This is a genomic window from Streptomyces sp. NRRL S-37 (genome assembly GCF_000721605.1).
GTDB lineage: Bacteria > Actinomycetota > Actinomycetes > Streptomycetales > Streptomycetaceae > Streptomyces.
This window is the reverse complement of sequence record NZ_JOIZ01000012.1, coordinates 96,486-119,322: the sequence shown is the minus strand read 5'-3', so window position 1 is coordinate 119,322 and position 22,837 is coordinate 96,486. Positions and strand designations below refer to the sequence as shown.

The 22,837-nt window shown below is 70.9% G+C and carries 19 protein-coding genes, 1 tRNA gene and 3 pseudogenes; 10 read left to right on the top strand and 13 right to left on the bottom strand.

Translation table 11 applies throughout. The features are described 5' to 3' along the window. The first annotated feature begins 46 nt into the window (after nt 1-46). A complete protein-coding gene (locus IH50_RS0118875) occupies nt 47-1,429 on the top strand; it encodes an ArsA family ATPase (protein ID WP_030863227.1) in 1,383 nt (460 codons plus the stop codon). Nucleotides 1,430-1,501: 72 nt separating this feature from the next. Here the strand turns inward: IH50_RS0118875 and wblA are convergent, their stop codons facing one another. Further along, entirely contained in the window at nt 1,502-1,840 is a 339-nt protein-coding gene (wblA, locus tag IH50_RS0118870; RefSeq protein ID WP_030863222.1) for a transcriptional regulator WblA, read from the bottom strand. Between the two features lie 431 nt (nt 1,841-2,271). Between wblA and IH50_RS0118865 the strand changes: the two genes are divergently transcribed. Further along, on the top strand, nt 2,272-4,587 hold the full coding sequence (locus IH50_RS0118865) for a transglycosylase domain-containing protein (RefSeq protein WP_030863218.1): 2,316 nt from the start codon (nt 2,272-2,274) through the stop codon (nt 4,585-4,587). A 208-nt stretch (nt 4,588-4,795) separates the two neighbouring features. Here IH50_RS0118865 and IH50_RS0118860 read toward each other — a convergent pair whose 3' ends face one another. Continuing rightward, nucleotides 4,796-5,260: a GatB/YqeY domain-containing protein gene (locus tag IH50_RS0118860; RefSeq protein ID WP_030863214.1), complete on the bottom strand. Its 465-nt coding sequence runs from the start codon at nt 5,258-5,260 to the stop codon at nt 4,796-4,798. A gap of 115 nt (nt 5,261-5,375) precedes the next feature. Between IH50_RS0118860 and IH50_RS0118855 the strand changes: the two genes are divergently transcribed. From IH50_RS0118855 to IH50_RS0118845, 3 genes are all read left to right on the top strand, one after another. Then, complete coding sequence (locus IH50_RS0118855) at nt 5,376-6,302, top strand: metallophosphoesterase (protein WP_030863212.1); 927 nt, start codon at nt 5,376-5,378, stop codon at nt 6,300-6,302. A gap of 229 nt (nt 6,303-6,531) precedes the next feature. Continuing rightward, nucleotides 6,532-7,320, top strand: a complete 789-nt coding sequence (locus IH50_RS0118850) for a Pr6Pr family membrane protein (RefSeq protein WP_030863209.1) — start codon at nt 6,532-6,534, stop codon at nt 7,318-7,320. Nucleotides 7,321-7,353: 33 nt separating this feature from the next. Continuing rightward, a tRNA-Pro gene (locus tag IH50_RS0118845) sits at nt 7,354-7,427 on the top strand. A gap of 97 nt (nt 7,428-7,524) precedes the next feature. Here the strand turns inward: IH50_RS0118845 and IH50_RS39900 are convergent. The 3 genes and pseudogenes from IH50_RS39900 to IH50_RS0118830 all read right to left on the bottom strand — a co-directional run. Then, nucleotides 7,525-7,749, bottom strand: a pseudogene (locus tag IH50_RS39900) (tyrosine-type recombinase/integrase); the annotation flags it as partial. Next, a complete protein-coding gene (locus IH50_RS0118835) occupies nt 7,749-8,216 on the bottom strand; it encodes a type II toxin-antitoxin system VapC family toxin (protein WP_030863205.1) in 468 nt (155 codons plus the stop codon). The pseudogene IH50_RS39900 and the gene IH50_RS0118835, both read right to left, overlap by 1 nt. Further along, the gene (locus tag IH50_RS0118830) at nt 8,206-8,475 is read right to left on the bottom strand and encodes a type II toxin-antitoxin system Phd/YefM family antitoxin (protein ID WP_030863201.1); all 270 of its coding nucleotides are present in this window, start codon (nt 8,473-8,475) and stop codon (nt 8,206-8,208) included. Before IH50_RS0118830 ends, IH50_RS0118835 begins: the two co-directional genes overlap by 11 nt. A 903-nt stretch (nt 8,476-9,378) precedes the next feature. Between IH50_RS0118830 and IH50_RS0118825 the strand changes: the two genes are divergently transcribed. The 5 genes and pseudogenes from IH50_RS0118825 to IH50_RS39880 all read left to right on the top strand — a co-directional run. Next, a complete protein-coding gene (locus tag IH50_RS0118825; RefSeq protein ID WP_030863199.1) occupies nt 9,379-9,777 on the top strand; it encodes a YunG family protein in 399 nt (132 codons plus the stop codon). Between the two features lie 633 nt (nt 9,778-10,410). Then, the gene (locus IH50_RS0118815) at nt 10,411-10,695 is read left to right on the top strand and encodes a DUF7336 domain-containing protein (protein WP_030863196.1); all 285 of its coding nucleotides are present in this window, start codon (nt 10,411-10,413) and stop codon (nt 10,693-10,695) included. 404 nt (nt 10,696-11,099) lie between these two features. Continuing rightward, nucleotides 11,100-11,804 (top strand): 2-phosphosulfolactate phosphatase, encoded by a 705-nt coding sequence (locus tag IH50_RS0118810; protein WP_030863193.1) that lies wholly within the window; start codon nt 11,100-11,102, stop codon nt 11,802-11,804. Between the two features lie 390 nt (nt 11,805-12,194). Continuing rightward, nucleotides 12,195-12,923 (top strand): hypothetical protein, encoded by a 729-nt coding sequence (locus IH50_RS0118805; RefSeq protein ID WP_030863189.1) that lies wholly within the window; start codon nt 12,195-12,197, stop codon nt 12,921-12,923. A gap of 82 nt (nt 12,924-13,005) precedes the next feature. Beyond that, a pseudogene (locus tag IH50_RS39880) lies at nt 13,006-13,581 on the top strand (response regulator transcription factor); the annotation flags it as partial. A 411-nt stretch (nt 13,582-13,992) separates the two neighbouring features. Here the strand turns inward: IH50_RS39880 and IH50_RS42650 are convergent. The 8 genes and pseudogenes from IH50_RS42650 to IH50_RS0118770 all read right to left on the bottom strand — a co-directional run. Further along, nucleotides 13,993-14,076 (bottom strand): annotated as a pseudogene (locus tag IH50_RS42650) (hypothetical protein); the annotation flags it as partial. Between the two features lie 314 nt (nt 14,077-14,390). Beyond that, nucleotides 14,391-14,651, bottom strand: a complete 261-nt coding sequence (locus tag IH50_RS42645; RefSeq protein ID WP_234328200.1) for a hypothetical protein — start codon at nt 14,649-14,651, stop codon at nt 14,391-14,393. Between the two features lie 14 nt (nt 14,652-14,665). Further along, the gene (locus IH50_RS0118795; RefSeq protein ID WP_030863186.1) at nt 14,666-15,238 is read right to left on the bottom strand and encodes a hypothetical protein; all 573 of its coding nucleotides are present in this window, start codon (nt 15,236-15,238) and stop codon (nt 14,666-14,668) included. Between the two features lie 136 nt (nt 15,239-15,374). Next, nucleotides 15,375-15,920: a sigma-70 family RNA polymerase sigma factor gene (locus IH50_RS0118790; protein WP_030863183.1), complete on the bottom strand. Its 546-nt coding sequence runs from the start codon at nt 15,918-15,920 to the stop codon at nt 15,375-15,377. 77 nt (nt 15,921-15,997) lie between these two features. Further along, complete coding sequence (locus IH50_RS41695; protein WP_051767369.1) at nt 15,998-16,825, bottom strand: hypothetical protein; 828 nt, start codon at nt 16,823-16,825, stop codon at nt 15,998-16,000. A gap of 346 nt (nt 16,826-17,171) precedes the next feature. Then, nucleotides 17,172-19,994, bottom strand: a complete 2,823-nt coding sequence (locus IH50_RS0118780) for an AfsR/SARP family transcriptional regulator (RefSeq protein ID WP_030863177.1) — start codon at nt 19,992-19,994, stop codon at nt 17,172-17,174. 258 nt (nt 19,995-20,252) lie between these two features. Further along, nucleotides 20,253-20,864 carry an FHA domain-containing protein gene (locus tag IH50_RS42640; protein ID WP_234328199.1) on the bottom strand — a complete coding sequence of 204 codons (612 nt, stop codon included), beginning with the start codon at nt 20,862-20,864 and terminating at the stop codon, nt 20,253-20,255. Next, entirely contained in the window at nt 20,861-22,831 is a 1,971-nt protein-coding gene (locus IH50_RS0118770) for an AAA family ATPase (RefSeq protein WP_030863171.1), read from the bottom strand. Before IH50_RS0118770 ends, IH50_RS42640 begins: the two co-directional genes overlap by 4 nt. Nucleotides 22,832-22,837 lie beyond the last annotated feature (6 nt).

Below are 22,837 nucleotides of genomic sequence, written 5' to 3'. Positions count from 1 at the left end.
GTACCCGCCCCGTCACGAGTCGGAAGCACCGGAAGCAGGGGATGTCATGAGTCGTCGTCCGGAACCGGCGCAGGCCCAGGACCCGGCTGGCCACCGTCTCTCCCCCACCCGCACGCTCGACATCGATCCGCTGATCGAGGACCCCGCCACCCGGATCGTGGTGTGCTGCGGTTCGGGCGGGGTCGGCAAGACGACCACCGCGGCGGCGCTCGGTCTGCGCGCGGCCGAGCGGGGGCGCAAGGTGGTGGTCCTCACCATCGACCCGGCCCGCCGCCTCGCCCAGTCCATGGGCATCGACTCGCTCGACAACACCCCGCGCCGGGTGAAGGGCATCGACGACTCCGCGGGCGGCGAACTGCACGCGATGATGCTCGACATGAAGCGCACCTTCGACGAGATCGTCGAAGGGCACGCGGACCCCGACCGGGCCGCCGCGATCCTGGGCAACCCCTTCTACCAGTCGCTTTCGGCGGGCTTCGCGGGCACGCAGGAGTACATGGCGATGGAGAAGCTGGGCCAGTTGCGGTCCCGGGACGAGTGGGACCTCATCGTGGTCGACACCCCGCCCTCCCGTTCCGCGCTGGACTTCCTGGACGCCCCCAAGCGGCTCGGGTCCTTCCTCGACGGCAAGCTGATCCGCGTCCTGCTGGCCCCGGCGAAGGTCGGCGGCCGCGCGGGGATGAAGTTCCTGAACGTCGGGATGTCGATGATGACCGGCGCCCTGGGCAAGGTGCTCGGCGGCCAGTTGCTGAAGGACGTGCAGACGTTCGTGGCCGCGATGGACTCGATGTTCGGCGGGTTCCGTACGCGCGCGGACGCCACGTACAAGCTGCTCCAGGCGCCCGGGACGGCGTTCCTGGTGGTGGCGGCCCCGGAGCGGGACGCGCTGCGCGAGGCCGCGTACTTCGTGGAGCGGCTGGCGGCGGAGGAGATGCCGTTGGCCGGGCTGGTGCTCAACCGGGTGCACGGCAGCGGCGCGGACCGGCTGTCGGCCGAGCGGGCGCTGGCCGCCGCGGAAAATCTTGAGGACTCCGGCATTGTGGATCAGGTGGACGGGAAAGCTGGACTTCGTAACTCTCCCGAAATGTACGGCAGTTCAGAATCCCTGGCTCCCGTCGGCTCTCCCGGTCGTGCCGAATCCCCCGCGCACACCGAAGACACGGCTGACACCGACAGTCCTGAGGCCACGGACACCGGCACGGACCGGTCCGTCGACCGGCTCACCGCGGGCCTGCTGAGGCTGCACGCCGAGCGGATGCGGCTGCTCTCCCGCGAGCAGCGCACGCGTGACCGCTTCACCGCGCTCCACCCCGAGGTGGCGGTGACCGAGGTGGCCGCGCTGCCCGGCGATGTGCACGACCTCGCGGGACTGCGGGACATCGGCGACCGGCTCGCGGCCGGCCGGCCGGAGCTGCCCGAAACGCCCTAGGCCAGGGCCGCCAGAACCGCCAGGACCACGGGGAAAAGAGGAAACGGGAGGACGCGAGAGCCCCGAGGGCCCTCAGCTCACCGCCGCGTAGTCCTCGTACACCTCGTCGTCGTTGAGCGGTACGACGCCCGGCCCCCGCTCGTACTCCGAGCGCGCGGTCTCCAGCAGCCTGCGCCAGGAGGTCACGGTCGGCCGCCGGCGCAGCAGTGCGCGGCGCTCACGCTCCGTCATGCCTCCCCATACGCCGAACTCGACGCGGTTGTCGAGCGCATCGGCCAGGCATTCGGTGCGTACCGGGCATCCGGTGCACACCGCCTTGGCCCTGTTCTGCGCTGCTCCCTGAACGAACAGTTCATCCGGATCGGTAGTGCGGCAGGCAGCCTGCGCACTCCAGTCGGTAACCCAGCCCATACCGGCGCCGTCCTCTCCCGAATCGAGGCTCCCCCACGGCGGCAGCGGCATATTCACCGCCGCCAGTTGAGGACGTTACGGAAGGTGGGCACAGCGCAACACCCCCAGCGGGCCCAATCTTGAATGGTCCGAACGGACTATGGGTAAGCGGCAGATCACCCGGGGGAGTGAGGGGACGACATGTGCGATGAACCCGGCATTTCAGGTCAGTTCAGTTGCGTCACAACGGACACCGCATGACACACGAGGCGGATCCGGACACGGGCCCACCATCCCCCGACGCACGCGCGTACGAAAAAAACTCGAGAAGATCCGGAACGATTCGGGGTCGCCGGACGTATTGATACGTGGCCTCACTGCTGTGACAGTTGAGAGCAGCTTAGGCCAAGGCATATACGCTTGTCCGGCGAATGAGAACGTAGGCTGCTCCCATGCCAAAGAAGCGCTCGGGCGGTGGTCTGTCCCCCGCACAGCAGGCCGCCAAGTTCCTCGGTGTCAGTGTCCTCGCGGGGGCCGTCATGGCCGGCATCGCGCTGCCCGCGGTGGGTGCGCTGGGCCTGGCGGCCAAGGGATCGGTGGAGAGCTTCGACGAGCTCCCGGCCAACCTCAAGACACCGCCGCTGAGCCAGCGCACCACCATCCTCGACGCCGACGGCGGCCAGATCGCCACCGTCTACTCGCGTGACCGCACGGTGGTCGACCTCAAGGACATCTCGCCGTACCTGCAGAAGGCGATCGTCGCGATCGAGGACTCGCGCTTCTACGAGCACGGCGCGATCGACCTCAAGGGCGTCCTGCGCGCGCTCAACAAGAACGCGCGCAGCGGCGAGGTCTCCGAGGGCGCGTCCACGCTCACGCAGCAGTACGTGAAGAACGTCTTCGTCGAGGAGGCGGGCGACGACCCGACGAAGGTCGCGCAGGCCACCCAGCAGACCATCGGCCGCAAGATCGCCGAACTGAAGTACGCGATCCAGGTCGAGGAGGAGCTGGGCAAGAAGAAGATCCTCGAGAACTATCTGAACATCACCTTCTTCGGCCAGCAGGCGTACGGCGTCGAGGCCGCCTCCCAGCGCTACTTCTCCAAGCACGCCAAGGACCTCGCCCTCCAGGAGGCCGCCCTCCTCGCCGGCCTCGTCCAGTCACCGAGCCGCTACGACCCGGTCAACGACGAGGCGGAGGCGACGAAGCGGCGCAATGTCGTCCTCCAGCGGATGGCCCAGGTCGGCGCCGTCTCGCAGGCGGAGGCCGACAAGGCCGCGCAGGCCCCGCTGGGCCTGAAGGTCAGCAAGCCGAAGAACGGCTGCATCACCGCGGTCAACGACGCCGGATTCTTCTGCGACTACGTGCGGAACGTCTTCCTCAACGACCCGGTCTTCGGCAAGACCAAGGAGGACCGGGTCAAGGTCTGGAACCAGGGCGGCCTGACCATCCGCACGACGCTCGACCCGCAGGCCCAGGGTTCCGTCCAGCAGTCGCTGAAGGACCACGTCAACGAGAGCGACGAGGTCGCCGCCGCGGCCACCCTCGTCGAACCCGGCACCGGCAAGATCGTGGCGATGGGGCAGTCGAAGCCGTACGGCACCAACGCCAAGCAGCACGAGACCGTGATCAACTACTCGGCCGACCAGAAGCTGGGCACGAGCAACGGCTTCCCGACGGGCTCCACGTTCAAGCCGTTCGTGGCCGCGGCCGCCCTCGAGGAGGGCCGCCCGGCGACCCAGGAGTACCCCTCGCCGTACGAGCTGACGGTCCCGAGCCCCATTCAGACGTGCGGCAAGCCCTACACCAACGAAGACGGCGCCAAGATCCCGAACGAGAACGAGTCGGAGAAGGGCCCCTACCAGCTGAAGGAGGCGATGGCCCTCTCGGTCAACACCTACTTCATCGAGATGGTCGCGGACATCGGCCTCTGCCCGGTCACCAAGATGACCGAGAAGCTGCACGTCCGCCAGGGCAGCGGCAAGGAACTGCCCCAGGTCCCGTCGATCGCCCTCGGCACCGAGTCCGTCTCCCCGCTGACCATGGCGTCCGCGTACGCCGCCTTCGCCAACCGCGGCATGTACTGCACGCCCATCGCCATCGAGGCGGTCACGCAGCAGGTGGGCAAGACCAAGAAGAGCCTCGAAGTACCGAAGTCCACCTGCTCGCGGGCCATGTCGGAGGGAACCGCCGACACCGTCAACGCCCTGCTCGAGGGCGTGGTCGACTCCGGTACCGGTAAGCAGGCCGGCCTCTCCGACCGGGACAGCGCCGGCAAGACCGGTACCACCGACGAGCGCCGCAACGCCTGGTTCGTCGGCTACACGCCGAACCTCTCGGGCGCCGTCTGGGTCGGCAGCGCCACCCAGCAGGTCAAGATGCGGAACATCACCATCGGCGGCGTCTACCACGACCTCGTCTACGGTTCCGACACCCCGGGCCCCATCTGGAAGGACGCCATGACCGGCGCCCTGGAGGGCAAGGAGGCCGAGTCCTTCGTCGACGTCCACATCCCCGACCCGGTGGAGAAGAACGAGGACGACCGCGACAAGCCCGGCCCCGGCAATGGTGACGGCGACAACGGCGACAACGGGGGCAACGGCGACGGCGGTTTCATCGGCGGCCTGATCAGCGGCGGCAACGGCAACGGCGGCGACGGGGGCGGCAACGGATCGGGCGGCACGGGGGACAACGAGCCGAACCCGGGCTTCTCCGCCCCGGAGGGCTTCATCCGAGGGGCGGGCACCGGCCCCGGAGGACGCGACTGACGGTCCCGGCCGCAGCCGGACACGCCGAACGGCCCCTTCCCCGCCAGTGCCGGGGAAGGGGCCGTTCCGATGTCAGGACCGGAGTACGAGGGACCGGGCTCAGCAGGCCGTACGCGCTTGTGTTCAGCCGGCCGTACGCGGCGGACCGTACGCGCGGCTCAGCAGCCGGCCGCGACCGGCACCGGCACCGGCACTGGAACCGTCGCGGTCAGCCGGCCAGCAGCTTCTTCACCGCGGCGGCGACCCGGCCGCCCTCCGCCTGCCCGGCCACCTTCGGGTTCACGATCTTCATCACGGCGCCCATGGCCCGCGGCCCCTCCGCGCCCGCCGCCTTCGCCTCCTCGACGGCCTGGGCGACGATCGCGCTCAGCTCCTCGTCGGACAGCTGCTTGGGCAGGTACTGCGCCAGCACCTCGCCCTCCGCCTTCTCCCGCTCGGCCTGCTCGGAGCGGCCGCCCTGCGCGAAGGCCTCCGCCGCCTCGCGGCGCTTCTTCGCCTCGCGGGTGATCACCTTCTGCACCTCGTCGTCGGAGAGCTCGCGCTTCTCCTTGCCCGCGACCTCCTCCTTGGTGATCGCGGCGAGCGTCAGCCGGAGCGTCGAGGAGCGGAGCTCGTCGCGCCCCTTGATCGCGGCGTTGAGGTCATCCTGCAGCTTCGACTTGAGCGTGGTCATGGCTCGATTGTCGCAGGTGCGCGACGACGAACGCCTCCTGATTTAAAGGCCCCTGTTCCCCCGGGGCTCCCCGGGCCGTTCGGAGGGACCCCGTCGGATCTGACACGATGGGCCCATGCGCGCGCGATACGGAATCCCCCTGGGAATCACGGCGGCCGGCGCCGCCGGACTGCTGTACGCGGCGGGCTTCGAGGCCCGCTCCTTCCGCCTCCGACGGGTGACCGTCCCCGTCCTCCCGTCCGGGATGCGCCCCCTGCGCGTGCTCCAGGTCTCCGACATCCACATGGTCGGCGGCCAGCGCAAGAAGCAGCGCTGGCTGCGCTCCCTGGCGGGCCTGCGCCCCGACTTCGTGCTCAACACGGGCGACAACCTGTCCGACCCCGAGGGCGTGCCGGAGGTCCTCGACGCACTCGGCCCCCTGATGGAGTTCCCGGGCGCGTACGTCTTCGGCTCCAACGACTACTACGGCCCCACCCCGCGCAACCCCGCCCGCTACCTGGTCGAGAAGGTCCAGGGCCGCCACGGTCTGAACGGCAACGCCCGGCCGCCCGGTGTGATCCACAACCCGTGGGAGGACCTGCGGGACGGCTTCGACGCGGCCGGCTGGCTGAACCTGACGAACACCAGGGGCACCCTGAAGATCGAGGGCACGTCGATCGAGCTGACCGGCCTGGACGACCCGCACATCAAGCGCGACCGGTACGCGGAGGTCTCGGGCGGCCCCTCCGACGGGGCGGACTTCTCGATGGGCGTCGTCCACGCCCCGTACCTGCGGGCCCTGGACGCCTTCACGGCCGACGGCTACCCGCTGGTCCTGGCCGGCCACACCCACGGCGGCCAGCTCTGCATCCCCTTCTACGGCGCTCTGGTCACCAACTGCGACCTGGACACGGACCGCGTGAAGGGCCTGTCCACGCACACGTCCGAGGGCCGCACCTCCTACCTCCACGTCTCCGCGGGCTGCGGCACCAGCCGCTACACCCCGGTCCGCTTCGCCTGCCCCCCGGAGGCGACACTGCTGACCCTGGTCGGCCGGGACTGACACCACCGTCCCGGCCGGACCGAGCCCACTCTTCCGGCCGGAACCGAGACCACCCGCCCCGACCGGGACCAGCACCCCTCGTCCCGGCCGGAACCGGCACCACCCACCTCAGCCAGGGCTGACACCTCCACCTCAGCCCGGCCGGCACCCCCGCCTCAGCCGGAACCGACACCACCCGTTCGGCCCACCCACATCGCCCCGGACCGGACATCCGCCCACGCTGGGGTGCATGACCGCCCCGATACCCAGGGACCTCCCGGACATCCCCGCCCTGCCGCGGACACATCCGGCGTCGGCCGCCCTCTTCGCCCCCGCCAGAGCCGTCGTACCCCCGGTACGCCGCCCGCTGGCAGCGACGTACCGCCTGCTCCTGGCGCTGCTGGCGGCGGGGGCGGTGCTGGTCGAAACCCTCCTCGGCAACCCGGCCCGGGTCCTGAGCTACTTCGCGGTCCAGAGCGCGGCCCTGCTGGCCGTGGTCACGCTCGCCTCGGCCCGCCGCGCCTGGAGCGCCCGTCACCCCCTGCCGGGCGCGATCACGGGAGCGGCCCTGCTGTACGTGCTCACGGCGTCCCTGGTCCACCACATCCTCCTGACGGACGGGACACCGCGCTTCTCGATGACGGACGGGACCACCGGGACGGCAGCCTGGCTGGAGCCGCTCGCCGCCCACACCCTGCACACGGTGCTTCCCCTCGCCGCGCTGCTGGACTGGCTCCTCCTCACCCCGTCGGCCCGCACCCGCCTCCGCCAGACCGCCACCTGGCTGCTGTACCCCCTGGCCTACCTGGCCTTCACCCTGGCTCGGGGCGAACTCCTCCCCGGCTCCCCCGCCCGCTACCTCTACCCCTTCCTCGACGTCGCCCGGCACGGCTACCGGAACGTCCTCGCCAACGCCCTCCTCCTGGGCCTCGCCTGCTACGCCCTGGCCGTCCTCCTCGTGGCCCTGGACCACACCCGCCCGAACCCGGTCCGTCGCCACCCGAAAACCGGATTTCGTCTCGGGCCCCCAGTGGGCTAAAGTAAACGTCGTCGCCGCGAGAGCAGCGACGATCGGGGTGTAGCGCAGCTTGGCAGCGCGCTTCGTTCGGGACGAAGAGGTCGTGGGTTCAAATCCCGCCACCCCGACAGCCGTAGTAGCAGGTAGACCACCGCGTAACGTTACGCGGTGGTCTTCTTGTTTCTGCCTGCGTGTCTATCTGCGTGACTATCGCTATCCGCGTGTCTACGGCCGTCGTTCCTGTGTGCCGAAGATGCCGTCCATGACCACGGCGCCGGTCTGGATCACGGGCCGGATCTGCTTCCGGTAGACCTCCTCGGTCACGGCCGTCCCGGAGTGCCCGACGAGCCGGGAGATCACTTCCAGCGGGACGCCGCGGTCGGACAGCAGGGACACGAAGCTGTGCCGGAGCTCCCGGGGCGTCCACTCGTCGGCGTTGATCCCGTCGATCAGCCTTCGTGGGGCACCCTCGGACGGGTGACCGGCACGACGGTGAGGAGGTCGTCCAGCCCTTTGAAGTCGTCGGGGTTGGTGGTGAAGAGGGGAAGGTTCTCCGCCACGGCGATGGCAGCGATCATCAGGTCGGCCATCCGGCGGCGCGACTTGCGGTCGGCGCCGATCACTGCGGCACAGATACGGCCGTAGATGCGGGCCGCTTCGGCGTCGAAGGGGATGGGGTCGAACTCGTTCTCGGCGCGTTGCAGGACGTCGAGCCTGCGGGCGCGTTCGGCATGTTCGTCGTAACCGCTCTGTTCGTCGTTGCGACGGACCTCGTGCGGACCGGCGGACAGCTCGGCCAGGGTGATGGCGGTGATCGCCATTTCGTCCGGCAGCTCCTCGGGGGCCACCCAGCGGCGCAGAATCATGATGTTGGTGTCGAGGAGGCCCTGCTGATATGTCGAGCGGTCAACGGTCATAGGGATCGTCCGGGTAGGTGTCGGCCGTGGCGTCCTGATCGGCGCGGAACCTCTCAAGGTCGATGCCGGGGGCGGTCCTGGACATCGCGGCGAACTCCTGGCGGGAGACGAACCGACGGCGTCGCCGCATCGGGACGAGCCGGCCGATCGGATGTCCGTCGCGGGTGACGGTGAACGACTGACCGCTCTGTACGGCGTCCATGATCTCTCGGGACCGGCTGCGCAGATCCCGTTGGGTGATTTCGGGCTGAACGCTCATACCACCCAAGGTAGCACCCAGTGCTACCAGGTAGCACATGGTGGCCAAAGGCTTGCACCGGCACATCCTCGGCCGTGGCGGCCGAGGATGCCTTCGTTGATCGATCTGGCTGGAGCCACGGACGAGAAGGCGCCTGACATCCACGGCTGACATCAACGGTGCCGAACAGGGGCGCACACCAGCGACACCCTCCGACTACCGGACCAGTCGATGACAGCTACCTGAGCGGACTCAGGCCGAACTCCTCAAGCGGTGGCCAGAACGCCACTGCTACTCGATGGCCGGGGACGGATGGCTCTCGCTACGCTGCGGGGATGTGTCGGTATGCGGCTGTCTACAAGCGCCACTTCGTTTGTCTGGCTTGCCGGTCTTCGTTCAAGCAAGGCTTGAAGCCGTCCGGCGATCACCTCTGTCCTCGCTGCTGTCAGCCAATGATCAACGCCGGTTTCGACGTGGCCATTCCGCGCCGCAGGGACAAGCGGGGCTGGCGCACCCTTGAGGCCGTTCTTCGAGCCGGGATCACCTTCCACTCGTGCGGTTGCAGTGGGCCGGGCTACCGTCCCAGAACGTGGTCAGAGGTTCGGGAACGGCATACCGCCGCAAGCAGGTTCGGCCTCACCGAGTTCGACGCACTCCAGCAACATGATCCGTGGTCAGCGCCACCGTCCGGGCAGTGAGTGTTCGACTGCGTGACGACGCCGACGCACAACGGCGGACGAGCGCGGGCCATCAGTGCTGCTAAGCGCCATGCCAGTGCACGGCAGAGTCCTCACTCAAGTTGCTGCGGGACGAAGAGGTCGTGGGTTCACATCCCGCCACCCCGACAGTGAAGTAGCAGGTGAGGCCGGTGCGGTGGCGGATCTCGCCATGTCCGGTGTCAGTGGTGGCTGCGATGCTGGCGGCATGACTCCTTGGAACCTGCTCGATCTCGACAAGGCCCTGCGTGTCAGCTGGGCCGCCGACACCTGCTCGCCCGACGACCAGGCCGATTGGGAGCCCGGCAACCCGGCCTGGGGGCAGTGCGACATCACGGCCTTGATCGTCAACGACGTTTTCGGCGGTGATCTCATGCTCGGGGAGGTGCACCTCGACGGGACCCAGTATGGCTTCCACTGGTGGAACCGGTTGCCCAGTGGTGTGGAACTCGACCTGACGCTTGAGCAGTTCCAGCGTGGACAGACTGTCACGGCTGCTCGTGTCATTGAGCGCCCGCCGGGCCCTCTGCCCCGCCGCTGGGAGGAGTACCTCCTTCTGCGCGCGCGGGTCATCGAGCATCTCGGTTCGCTCCCGGAGCCTGTCTGAGGGGCTGCGGTCAGCCCGGCGGATTCAGCGGGACGACGCCCTGGCCGCCGGCGGCCTGGGCCGGCCACGGCGCGGGACGCACTGGCGCTTGATCTGGTCCTCCGGCCGTGCGCGGTGCTGGGCGGGGAGGGCGTTCTCGGCTTCGACCGGATGGCTCCGGGCATGACCGTGTTGACGCAGATCCCGTACGGGTCCAGCTCCCGGGTGAGGATGTGGCATCAGTCCTGCATCTGGGAAGGAGCGACGTGGAACGCCGGGAGTTCATCCTCGCCTCCAGCGGATACGCGCTGTCCGCACTCGGCCTGCCCGACATGGACAGCATCACCCGCCGGACCAAGACCGCCCTTCCCCGGAGCCGTCCGCGTCGGTCAGGGCGAGGTGGCCACCGTATGCCACATGGTCAAGGCCCTCGGCGGTGGTCACGCCCGCCATCAGCCGCGCTCGTGCCGGACGCGTGCCAGATCGTGTGGGGACCACGGGGAATGGCGGGGGCCAGGCCGCCGGTCTGTCAGGCCACCTGCCTGCTCCGCCGCAGTTCAGCCAAGCAGAGCCTGCCACCGAGAACCCAGGCTTCCCAAGCTGATGGCATCGGCGTGACGGCCCCTGTGTCCCATCGCTCGCTAGCCTGGCCGCGTGATCGTCTATCCCCTGTGGCATGTAGGCCACCAGAACGAGGCCGGGCCTGACGGGGCAACCGTGCACATCGACGAGGACGGCGTCTTCATCGATGAGCAGGACGGCGACGACGTCAAGTTGCTGGGCATCTACTCGACGGAAGAGAAGGCCGAGGAACGCATCGCCCGCGCCCGTCTGCTACCGGGCTTCCGGGACGAACCCAAGTGCTTCGTCATCGTCCCCCACTCCCTGGACGATGACACTTGGGAGGACGGCTTCGTGCGCATCCCCTATGGGGAGTGACCCATCACTACGTCCACCGTGCCGTTCCCTGCTCGGTCGGCACCGAACAGGCCACGGCTGTACCGCATCGTGCGATCAGTCGGTGAGTGTCCGACTGCGTGACGACGCTGACGGACAGCGGCGGACGAGCACGGACGTCAGCAGACCATCAGCGCAGGTGATGAGCACACCAGTCACAGGGCGAGCCCTCACCCAAGTTGTTTCGGGGCGAAGAGGTCGTGGGTTCACATCCCGCCACCCTGACAGAGAAACGACAGGCCCGGAGGCTACTCATGCGAGTAGGCCCCGGACCTGTTTCGTCTGCGTGTCATGGAGCCTGCCCCTGTGCGGGTGACCCCGTGCCGTCGGCGTGATGCGCATCACCGTCCGGGCGCTTCGGGCCGGGTATGCGTGATCATGACCGGATGGACGCTCGTTTCCTCGGCATCTCCGAGCTGGCCGAAGTCCCGTCCGTGGCGGTCGTGGTCGATGTCATGCGTGCCTGCACGGTGGCCGCCTGGGCCTTCGGCCGGGGGGCGGAGAAGATCGTTCTCGCCGAGTCGTTGGACGAGGCCCTGGCGCTCAAGGCTCGCCACCCGGACTGGGTGGCGCTCAAGGATGGTGCGCCGGCGCCCGGGTTCGACATGGTCAACTCGCCGGGCCTGCTGCGCTCCGTCGACCTCGGCGGACGGACCGTCGTGCAGAAGACCACGGCGGGAACGGTCGGCGCCCTCGCGGTCAGGGACGCGTCGCTGGTGCTGTGCGCCGGCTTCGTGGTGGCGGAGGCGACGGCTCGGCTCCTGCGGACACGCGCGTGCGACCGTGTCACGTTCGTGGTCACCGGTGAGGACGGGCGGGCCGATGAGGATCTGGCGTGCGCCCAGTACATCGCCCGGAGGGCCACCGAGGCCGGGAGGACGGACGCGGCCGAGTTCCTCCGCCGCGCCGGCGCGTCACGAGCCGCCACCGAGCTGACGGAGGACGTGCGCCAAGGAACCCACCCCGATGACGTCGCTCTCTGCCTCGAACTCGATCGGTTCCCCTTCGCCATGGTGGCCACCTCGGAGGACTCGCTGATGGTTCTGCGCCCGTACGCCGTGCCTCAGCCGACCGACGAGGCTTCGGCCTGACCCCTGGCGAGGTCCGGTTCTCGCCACGCGAGAGCCGAAAAGCCGAAGAGCCGGAATCCGGAACGCCGGCCCGGGTCCGTGGCCGGTGACGGCCGTCGGCCTCCGGCTTCCTCCGCGTCCCGGCCTTGTGGGACACGGTCGGTGACACCACTTCTGCCGCGTGCGCCTCGCGGAAATCCAGCGATCACGGGACACACGCCGGGATACGCTCACGGCCCTGACAAAGGTCGATCAGGTTTTCGCCGGGGGGAAATGGTGGGGAATTCGTCGGGTGTTTCCGTATCGCGCGGAGTGGTGAGCGCGGTGTGCGCCGTCGTGCTGGCCGCGGGGGGAGCGGTGGCCTGCGGGAGTGAGGGCGGGAGTGGTTCCGGGAAGGGGGAGCCGTCCGGGGTGACGCCCGCGACGGCCGTGGCCGAGGCGGCGGCGAACTCCGCGGACATCGCGTCGCTCCACTACCGGGTCACCGGGACCGTACCGGAGACGGGCCGGCTGGAGGCCGACGCGTTCATGAGGACGGATCCACCGGCGATGAGCATGGAGCTGAGCACGGCCGGCCGGGACGGGGACGGCCCGCTGCCGGTCCGGTTCGTCGACGAGGTGATGTACGTCGGCAAGGCGGTGCAGGGCAAAAGCTGGTTCAGGGCGGACCCAGCCGTGTGGGGAGGCCTCACCGTGGACAACGACTCCCACGGCGTACTGCCCCGTCAGCTGGAGAGCAGCCCGGTCGTGCAGTCCACCCTCCTGACCGGGTCCGAGGACGTGCGGGCGGTCGGGACCGAGACGGTCGACGGCACCAGGACCACGCACTACAGGGGAACAGTCACCTCCGGGAGTCTGCGCGCCGCCCTCGACGCCGCTCCGGACGAGGCGGCCCGGGAACGTCTGGTCGAAGGCCTCGACCAGTTCATGGGGCTGCGTGTCCCCGACACCCTCACCATGGACCTGTGGATCGACGGCGACCACCGCGCCAAACGGTTCCGGTGGCGGACCGGCACCGGCAGCAAGCCGCTCGACCTGACCGTCACCTTCCTCGACATCGACCGGCCCGTGACCATCGAGGCCCCGCCGGCCGGGGACACCGCCGTTCTCCCGGACGACGCCCAGGGTGAAGAGTCCTGAGCCGGCGCCGCAGAGCGCGGGCGGGCGTGGGCCGGGTGTACTAGCGTTCGAGGGATCGGTGGATCTTGCTGGGGGAGAATCGGTGAGCGCTCGGATTCTGGTGGCCGAGGACGACGAGAAGCAGGCCCGGCTGGTCCGGATCTACCTGGAGCGGGAAGGCAACGCGGTGCAGGTCGTGGGGGACGGCCGGGCGGCGCTGGAGAAGGCCCGCTCGTCGAAACCCGATCTCATCGTGCTCGATGTGATGCTGCCGCTGGTCGACGGGCTCGACGTGTGCCGCATCCTGCGGACCGAGTCGGATGTTCCCATTCTCCTCCTCACCGCCCGCACCACCGAGGAGGACATGCTCCTCGGTCTCGACCTGGGCGCCGACGACTACCTCACCAAGCCCTACAGCCCTCGTGAGCTGACCGCGCGGGTACGGGCGCTGCTGCGCAGGTCGCGGAAGACCGCCGGCGCGGCGGAGCCCGCGGTGCTGCGGGTCGGTGCGGTGGTGCTGGACACCGCGCGCTTCGAGGTGCGGGTGGCGGGGCAGCCCGTCGCGCTGACCGCCAAGGAGTTCGCCGTCCTGGAGGCGCTGGCCCGGGAGCCGGGCCGGGTCTTCACCCGGGCGCAGATCATCGAGCGGGTCTTCGGCTTCGACCACGACGTACTCGACGGTGACGGGGCCGCTCTCCAGCCGTCCCACGGACTTCTGCTCCTCGATGGTGACGGTCACCGGTACGGTCGCCCCGCCCTGCCCCGAACCGTCCTCGCCAAAGCCGCCCTCGGGCGCACTGGCCTGCCGGCCCACCGACGCCACCTCGCCCTCCACTGTCCTGCCGTCGGGCAGCCGGACCCGGACGGCCGCGCCGCGTACGGCCCAGGAGGCGTCGGCGGCCGAGGCGTCGACGACGACCTTGCGCGTCGTCCCGGTGTACGTGAGGGCGTTCCCGGTGACGGCTTCGCCCAGCCGGACGCCCGGCCTGCCGATCCGCACCTCACCGGCGGAGTAGATGACGTCCCCGATGCCGACCCTGCCGGTCTCGGGTATCCCGAGCGACTTCTGCCACCGCTCGACGGCGTCCGCCGTCTTGCGGGTGAACGTCTCGTCCACCGTGAAGCCGGTGTAGCCGAGCGCGGCCAGGTTCGTCTCGAACTGCAGGACGTCCATGCCCTTGAGCTCCGTCACCGCGGCGTTCCCCGTGCCCGTCGGCGCCGGCTGCGCGGAGGGGCTCGCGGCGCCGCCGCCACCACCGGCTCCGCCGTCCGTCTTGCCCTCGCCGGACGCCGTGTCACCCCCGGACCCCGTGCCGCCCCCGGGCACGGTGTCACCCCCGGACGCCGTGCCGCCCCCGGACGCGGTGGTGGTCAGCCCCAGGTCCCGGTACATGGGCAGCGACCCGTACAGCAGCACCACCGGCCGGTCGTCGACCCGCAGCAGCGTGCCGCCGCGCTTCACCGTGGTCCCCGTCTCGGGCAGCCCGGTCACGGTATCTCCGTGCCGTACCCCAGCCGGCCGTCCACCTCGGTGCGTTCGGTCAGCGTGGCCCGGACCACCTCGACCAGCGAACCGGTCCGGGGCGGTGCGCCCGCGCTCTCGTCCTCACCACCGCCGAGGCCCGGGGCGCCCACCACGGCGACCGCCGCCACGACGACCACGGCCAGGGCGATCAGCGCCGTACGCCGTCCCCGTCCGCCGGGCGGCGGTCCGGGCACCGCCTCGGACTCGTCATCGATCCGTGTCACCGTATCCGCCACGGTCAGCCCTTGCCGGGGCCCGGGTTCTCCGGAACGCCCACGATCGGCCCGCAGATCCGGATGGCCCGCTTCGCGCCGGCGGAGCTCTGGTCCCACTCACCCTGTCCGAGGCCGTCGGGGCCCGGGTCGGGGAAGTCGGCGGCGCCGTTCTCCCGCATGCACGTCGCGTACCGCTGCTTCACCTCGATCTGCTCGGCGGTGAGCTCGGACTGGTTGCCCTTCTCGATGCTCTCGGGCACGGCCGCCAGGTGCTCGGCGCACTTCTCCGTGGCCGCCCGGAACGTCGCGTCCTTCTTCAGGTCCCGGTCGTCACCGAAGTCGATGGTCCCCTTCTCGTCCGGGTCCGGGGCGTCGACCCCGTTCTCCCGCAGGCACTTCACATACGTGCGCTGCGCCTCCACATAGGCGGCCACGTCGTCCCCGCCGCCCTGCGCGTCCGAGCCGGCGGACGGCGTGGCCGCGCCGCCGCTCGCGGCCGTCGGGATGTCCGGGTCGCCCTCGTCGCCCCCGCAGCCGGTCAACGCCAGCGCCACGACCGAGGCCGCCGCGGCCGGCAGTACCCGATTCGCCCTCACCGGTTCTCCCGCTCTCCTGCCGAACCCGTCCGCGGACGCGGCGGGCGGACCGACCGTAGGACGGAGCCGATGAAGAACTCTTGAAGAACCTGTCAGCCGCTCATGCGGCCGCGGGCGGACGGCACTGCCGGCCCGCTCAGCGCGCCCCGCGCTCCTCCAGGACCGTCCTGAGGCTGCGCAGGGCGTAGTGGACGCGGGACTTCACCGTGCCCTGGGGGACGCCGAGGGCGTCGGCCGCCTGCCGGGTGCTGCGGTCGGCGAAGAAGGTGGCCTCCAGGACCTCGCGGTGAACGGGGGTCAGGGCGTCCAGGGCGTCGCGCAGGACGATGGACGACAGCACGCGGTCGACGTCGTCCGCCTCGGCGCCCGGTTCGGCGAGCCAGGTGGCGCCGCCGATCTCCACCGGCCGGGCCGTGCGCATACGGTGCGCGTCGATCACGATGTTGCGGGCGACGCGGAACATCCAGGGGCGTACGGCCATGCCCTCGCCGTCGGCCAGGTTCCGCTTGGCCCAGCAGCGCAGCAGCGTCTCCTGGACGACGTCCTCCGTGTGGTGCGTGTCGCCGCCCAGCATGCGCAGCACGTACGCGTAGAGCGCCGGGCCGTGTTCCACGTAGAGGTCACGCAGCGCCCGCTCCTCGGGTGAGGGCGCGTTCGCCGACCCGATGACCGTCACGTTCATGGTGTGCTCCCGCTCCTTGGGGTGTCCGGGCCCGGTCATGGGGGGACCGCGGGCCGGGGCCTCCGTGGGAGGGAGTCTCACTGGGAACGTTCCACGTCCGTTTGACGTGCGGTTGACGACCCCGTGGACCGGGCCGTCAGCTTCTCCAGCCGTCTGCGGACCCGGCGGGTCAGCTCGGCGTGGCCGGGAGGCGGCGGGTCCGTGCCGTGCAGGCTGTCGCACAGGCCGAGCAGTTCGCGTCCGTGGAGGACGGCGGTCCGGTCGTCGTCCAGCCGCCGCCAGGCGGCGACCGCCCGCTCCACCGCCGCGGGGGCCTGCGCGTCACCGGTCCGGCACAGGGTCCGGGCCACGTCCAGGGCCAGCACCGTGGCCTCGCGGTGGTCGCCGCGCAGATGGGCCAGGTACGCCTCCATCGCCCTCGCCTCCAGGGTGTCCGGGTGCTCGGCGCCCAGGGAGGCCGTCAGGTCCTCGCGGAGCGCGGTCGCGGCGGCGGACGCCTCGTCGAGCCGGCCGTCGGACGTCAACGCGTTGATACGGGTGATGGGTTCGGCCAGCCCGGCAGGCAGCGGAGCGGAGGGCGGCGCCCCCGCGACGGGCCGGTCCGGGTCCGGATCCGGGTCCGAGTCCGGGTCCGGATCCGGGTCCGAGTCCGGATCCGGGTCCGGATCCGGGTCCGCCGGGATGACCACGTGGCTGGAGCCGTCGGGGGCGACCTGGAGGACGAAGTGGGTGGTGCCGGGTCCGTCGTTCACCGTCGCCTCGACCGGAGCGCCCCGCTCCTCCGCGTACTGCCGCAACCGGTCCAGCACGGCCTCGTGCACGGACCGGCCCGCGTCGGGGACCAGGGGCTCCCCGTCGATGCCGGCGAACCCCTCGTCGGAGAGGTGCACTTCGAAGCGGACCATGGCTGCTGCTGCCCTCCTCACCCGGACGGAGCGGAATCGACGGGCGGCCGGCCGGACGGCCCGTTGTGACGTCCGGCGGACCCGACGGAATCCGAAAGATCCAACGAGTACGGGCACGCATTGGTTCACACCGACGGGAAAAACACACTCACACCGGCGCCAATCAGAAAATACCGGGGTGGTCGGGACCGCCCCGGAAGGCCCCCTGTGACGCTCCGGCCCGGGAGTCGGACCTTCCGTTGAACCTCCCTCGCCCGCCTCCCGTTGTACGGGTGCCCGGCCGCTGCTTTCCCCCTTGCCGCGGCCGGGTCCTGATCGAAGGAGACGTGTGTCGGACGGTGCGGGCTCAGTCCAGCCGGGCGAGTCGTTCGCGGACCTTCTCGGCGTCCGCGTGGTCGCACTCGGAGAGGATCGCCAGCGCCTCCAGCCAGCTGCCGCGCGCCGCCTCGGACTCCCCGGCACCGAGCTGGGCGTCCCCGAGGTTGCCCAGGGTGTGGCCCTCCCCCCACCGGTTGCCGATGTCCCGGTGGGTCTTGAGCGCCTGGTGGTAGTGCTCGACCGCCTCGTCGTAGCGGTGGAGCCGGCGGTGCACCGTGCCGAGGATGTCCAGGGTGATGCCCTCGACCCAGCGGTTGTCGTGGGCCCGCAGGACGGTCAGCGCCTGCTCCAGGCAGTCGACGGCCTCGTCGAACCGGCCGAGCCGCTGGTAGGCGTCGCCCAGGTTGGACAGGGCGATGCCCTGGCTCCACACGTTGCCGGTGGCCCGGGCGATGGCCAGTCCCCGGCGCGTGTACTCGACGGCCTTGCGAAGGTGGCCGGCCTGGAGGTACGCGTCGCCCAGGTTGGCCACGGTGGCCGTCCGGCCCGCCGCGTTCCCGAGGTCCCGGAAGAGGGCCATGGCCTCGCGCAGCGGGCCGATGGCCTCCTCCAGCCTGCCGGAGTCGCGCAGCGCCGCCGACCTGTCCGCGAGTGCCTGGGCCTCGCCCGCGCGGTCCTGGGCGGCGCGGGCGGCGGCCAGTCCCGTGGTGGTGGTGTCGAGCCATTCGTGCGTATGGCTGCGGAGGTAGAAGAACCCCCACAGGACGGCGGGCAGCCGCCATGCGATGCCCGGCTGTCCGGCCCCGGCGGCCTGGTGCACGGCGCCCACCAGGTTGGGCCGCTCGGTCTCGCACCACTCCAGGGCCTCCTCCCGCGTGGTGAACACCAGCGGCCGGCACCCGTCCGGCGGCGGTTCCAGCGGGATCCGGCGGCGGTTGGGGGTGATGTGCGGGTAGGTGGCGTCGGCGGTGTGCAGGTACCAGGTCAGCAGCCGCTCCATGGCCTCGTCCCGTTCCCGCGCCGTCTCCTCGGCGCGGGCCCGTTCGGCGGCGTAGACGCGCAGCAGGTCGTGCAGGGCGCAGCGGCCGGGGAAGTGTTCCGTGAGCAGGTGGGCGCGGGTGAGTTCGCCGAGCAGGCCGCGGGTCTCGCGCGGCGGGAGCCCGGCGAGCGCGGCGACGGCGGGTACGGAGATGTCGGGTCCGCAGTGCAGGCCCAGCAGGCGGAACAGCCGGGCGGCCGGGGCGGACAGCGCCTTGTACGACCAGGAGAAGACGGCCCGTACGTCGGTGGTGATGTCGTCGCCCCCGGCGAAGGCGTCGAGGCTGCCGTGGCTGTCCCGCACCTCCTCGGCGATGGCACTGAGCGGGAAGCCGGGGCGGACCCCGGCGTGGGCGGCGACGATGGCCAGTGCCAGCGGCAGCCGGCCGCACCGCGCGATGATCTCGCCGGCCGCCCGCGGCTCCTCCGCCAGCCGGTCGGTGCCGAGGCGGGCGGCGAGGAGGTCGAACGCCTCGGTGGGCGTCATCTGGTCCAGGGTCAGCGGGTGCGCCCCTTCCCCGGCGATCAGACCGGACAGCCGGCTGCGGCTGGTGACGATGACCAGGGAGCCCGGGGAGCCGGGCAGCAGCGGGCGGACCTGCTCGGCGTCGCGGGCGTTGTCGAGCAGGACCAGGACCCGCCGCCGTGCGAGCACGCTGCGGTACAGCGCCACCTGGGCGCCGAAGTCGCCGGGGATGCGCTGCGGGGGGACACCGAGCGCGTCGAGGAAGACCCGGACGGCTTCGTCGGGCGTCATGACCGAGCCGGTCGGGTCGAAGCCGCGCAGGTTGATGTAGAGCTGTCCGTCGGGGAAGCGGTCGGCGACCTCGTGGGCCCAGTGCACGGCCAGGGCTGACTTGCCGATGCCGCCCATGCCGCCGATCGCACTGATCACCAGGGTCGCCGGAGGGCTGCCGTCCTCGGGCAACAGGGCGCGTATCCGCTCCAGTTCCGCCTGCCGGCCGACGAAGGCCGGCAGGTCGGCGGGCAGTTGCGCCGGACGGGCGGCCGGGTACTCGACGGGGTCCGGTCGCGGGGACGGGCCGTCGGCCGGTGCCGGACCGGGCAGGAGGGACGGGTCGGCTGTCAGGATACGGCGGTGCAGGTCCTTGAGCGGTGCGCCCGGTTCGACACCCAGCTCGGTCACCAGGGCGTCCCGTGTCCTGCCGTAGGCCTCCAGTGCGCCGGCCTGCCGGCCGGACCGGTACAGCGCCAGCATGAGCAGCCGGCACAGCTGCTCGCGCAGTGGGTGTCTGGCGGCCAGCGAGAGCAGTTCGGGAACGACCGTGTCATGGCGTCCGAGCGTGATGTCGATGTCCAGCCGGGTCTCTGTCGCGGTGAGCCGCCGCTCGTCCAGCCATGAGCGCTCCGACTCCGCCAGCGGTCCGGGCAGGCCCGCCAGTGCCGGCCCCTGCCATGCGTCGAGCGCCGTGTGCAGCAGTTCGCCGGCGGCGGCCGGTTCACCGGCGGCGTACCGCCTCTTCGCCTCCATGACCCGCTGTTCGAACACGGCCAGGTCCAGGCAGTCCTCCGGGACCCGGATCGCATAGCCGTCGCCGACCGAGACGAGCAGTCCGGGCGGACGGCCCGGCTCCCGCCCGGGTTCCAGGACCTTGCGCAGGCGTGACACATAGGTCCGCAGGACGGACACGGCGGCCGCCGGGGGCTCCTCGCCCCAGACGGCACGGATCAGCTCTCCGAGGGCGACGGGGCGCCCCCGGCCCAGCAACAGCGCCGCGAGCACCACACGCTGCTGCGGCGATCCGAGGTCCAGCTCCTGTTCACCGCGCCACGCCCGAACCGGCCCCAGCACGAAAAAACGAACGGGAGTTTCATCAGCAGGCACACTCGGACTCTATTGACCCGCCACTCCGTCATAACCGCTTTGACGGAATAGGCTATTCCACCCCAAATGCCACCGTTGCGGCGATTGTCGCCGCAGGTGCGGCTTCCTTCCCGGTGCCGGCCCCCTTCCGTGCCGTGCGCGGGAAGGGCCCGACCGTGAGCACGGCGCACCGTCCCACGGCGGGCACGGGCGTGCCGGGGGCGGCCCCGCGGCCGGGGCACCGGGTCAGCCGTCGGGGTGCTGCCCGGTGCCGTCCGCCGGCGTGTCCGGGACGGGCAGGGCTCCGCCCCGGACCAGGAAGGTGACGTGCGGACCGAGCCACACCATGTCACCGGTGCGGAGCCGCAGGGCTTGTCCGGGGGTGAGGACCTGGTGCCGGTTGACGCGGATGCCGTTGGTGGAACCTTCGGCCACCTCGGTCAGCCAGACCGTGCCGTCCTCGGCGTACTCGACACTGGCGTGCCGCCCGGAGACCGTGGACTCGTCCGCCAGGATCTCGGCCGCCTCCGGCGTCGCCCAGCTCCTGCTGCGGCCCAGCCGTACGGTCTGGCCGCGGTTCAGCAGAAGCTGTCCGCCCAGACCGGTGAACCGCAGCGCGACTTCGGTCTCCCGCACACGCGCGGGGCGGGGAGGGGCGGGGCCCGAGGGCCGCGGGGTTCCGGAGGGGACGGAGACCCAGCCGTCGTCCTCCGCGTCGGGCGGCGGGGGCGCGGTTCGTCCTTCGGCGGCCGCCGACGGAGGGGTGAGGGGGCCGGAAGGGCTCTCGGACAGCGAGACCCAGCCCTCGTCGTCCTCCCCGGCGTCCGTGTCCGCCTGGTCCCGGTCGTGCGCCGTCACTCCGCGACGGCCTCCTTCCCGAAGTCCACCAGGAGTTCCACCTGGCCGTCCGGCAGTTCCTTGACGCCGGCGACCACCACGGTGGTGCCCGCGCCCAGGCCCGGCGCGGCGAACAGCGCCCGGGCCAGCGGATTGATCAGGTCCGTCTCCAGCGCCATGCCGATGCCCCGTCCGCCCGTCCACGGGTCCTTGGTGCAGCGGCGCAGCAGCGTGGCGCGGGCGTCGTCGTGGATCTCCAGGTCGACGCGGTGCTCGGCCGCGAGCTGCCGCCGGATGTTCTTCACCTGGAGGTCGAAGATGTCCTCCGCCACCTCCTCGGAGATGAAGTCGAACACCACGACGTTGCCGCCGATCCGGTTCATCAGCTCGGGCCGGCCGATGACCTGCTCGAAGTGCTCCTTGACGTTCTTCTTGACCGTCGCCTCCAGCTCGGAGTACTCCGTGCCCGGCGTGACGACCCACTCGCGCTGCTGTGTCTGCGGATCGGTGCGCTGCACCCCGAGGTTGGAGGTGAAGATCAGTACGCATTCGCTGAAGTAGGTGGTGACTCCCTGCCCGTCGGTGAGCCTGCCGTCCTCCAGGACCTGGAGGAACTTGTCCAGCACCCCCTTGTCGGCCTTCTCGATCTCGTCGAAGAGGATGACCCGGAAGGGGTCCTGCCGCACCGCCGTGGTGAGTTCACCGCCCGCCTCGTACCCGACGTAGCCGGGGGGCGCCCCGACCAGCCGGTCGGCGGCGTGCGAGGAGGAGAACTCGCTCATGTCGAAGCGGAGATAGGCCTGCTCGTTGTCGAAGAGGACCTCCGCGACGGCCTTGGCCAGTTCGGTCTTTCCGGTGCCGGTCGGGCCCGCGAAGAACAGGACGCCGCGCGGGCGGTGGCCGGGACTGGTCGCCTGTGCTCCGGACAGGCCCAGCGCGGCGCGCTTGAGGATGTCGAACGTCTTGGCCACGGCGGCGTTCTGGCCCAGCACCCGCTGGAGGACGGAGCGTTCCTCGTCCGGGTCCTCGCCTCGCAGGATGCGTGTGCGGACCTCGTCCCGGCTCCAGGGGTTCCGTTCCACTCCGAGGCGGTAGATCCGGATCGCGTCGGGCATCGACCGGAACGCGAGGCCCCGGTCCAGCGCCAGGTCGAGGCTCTCCCGCATCGCCCTCAGCGTCATCCCGCCGGCCGCCCGTGCCACCGCCGCGACGGTGTTCTCGTCCTCCTCGGCGGTGTCGCCCGGGGCGGGGGCCGCGGCCGTCCGCTGCCGGGCCCTGAACTCCCGGCGCAGGAGGTCGGCCATACGGCGCCGCTCGTCGGCGTCGGGCCGGGGAACCGCGATCGGGCGGATGCGTTCGCTCCCGGAGACGAACCAGTTCGGCAGGTCGCGCTCCCCCTCGGCCAGCCAGATCACCGGGTTGAACAGGCCGCGTCCGTCCGTGCGCCTCGGATCCCGTACCCGTTCCGCCCGGTCGGCGAGTTGCAGACAGGAGAGGAAGAAGTCCCGTTCGTCCATGGTGAGCCGGGTGACGTCCTGGACCAGCCGTGAGGCGTGCTCCACCACCAGAGCGGCCCGCAGCGGCGGCAGTTCCACCCCGTCGGTCCGCATCTTGCCGCGTTCCTCCGCCCAGCCGGAGACGAACTTCCGCAGTTCGGTGCTCACCTTCTCCTGCTGGGCCGCGTCGGCCCCGGGGAACTGGCGTGCCGGCACCAGGGTCCTGACGGCCTCCTCGACCTCGGGGGCGGCGTAGAGGACCCGGAAGCCGTTGATCTGGTCGCATCCCAGCAGGACTTGGTAGCCCATCCGCAGCAGGGGGTTCCACACCACGTCGAGCAGGGGGTGGTACCGGTCCCTGCCCTTGCCGCGCACCAGGTGCAGATCGTGGATGTTGCCGTGCAGGACGTACTGGGAGTGCACGCTCAGCGTGCCCGTGAGCTCCTGGACGAACAGCGGCAACGCGTCGTCCTTTTCCTTCTGCAGTGCCATGGAGTG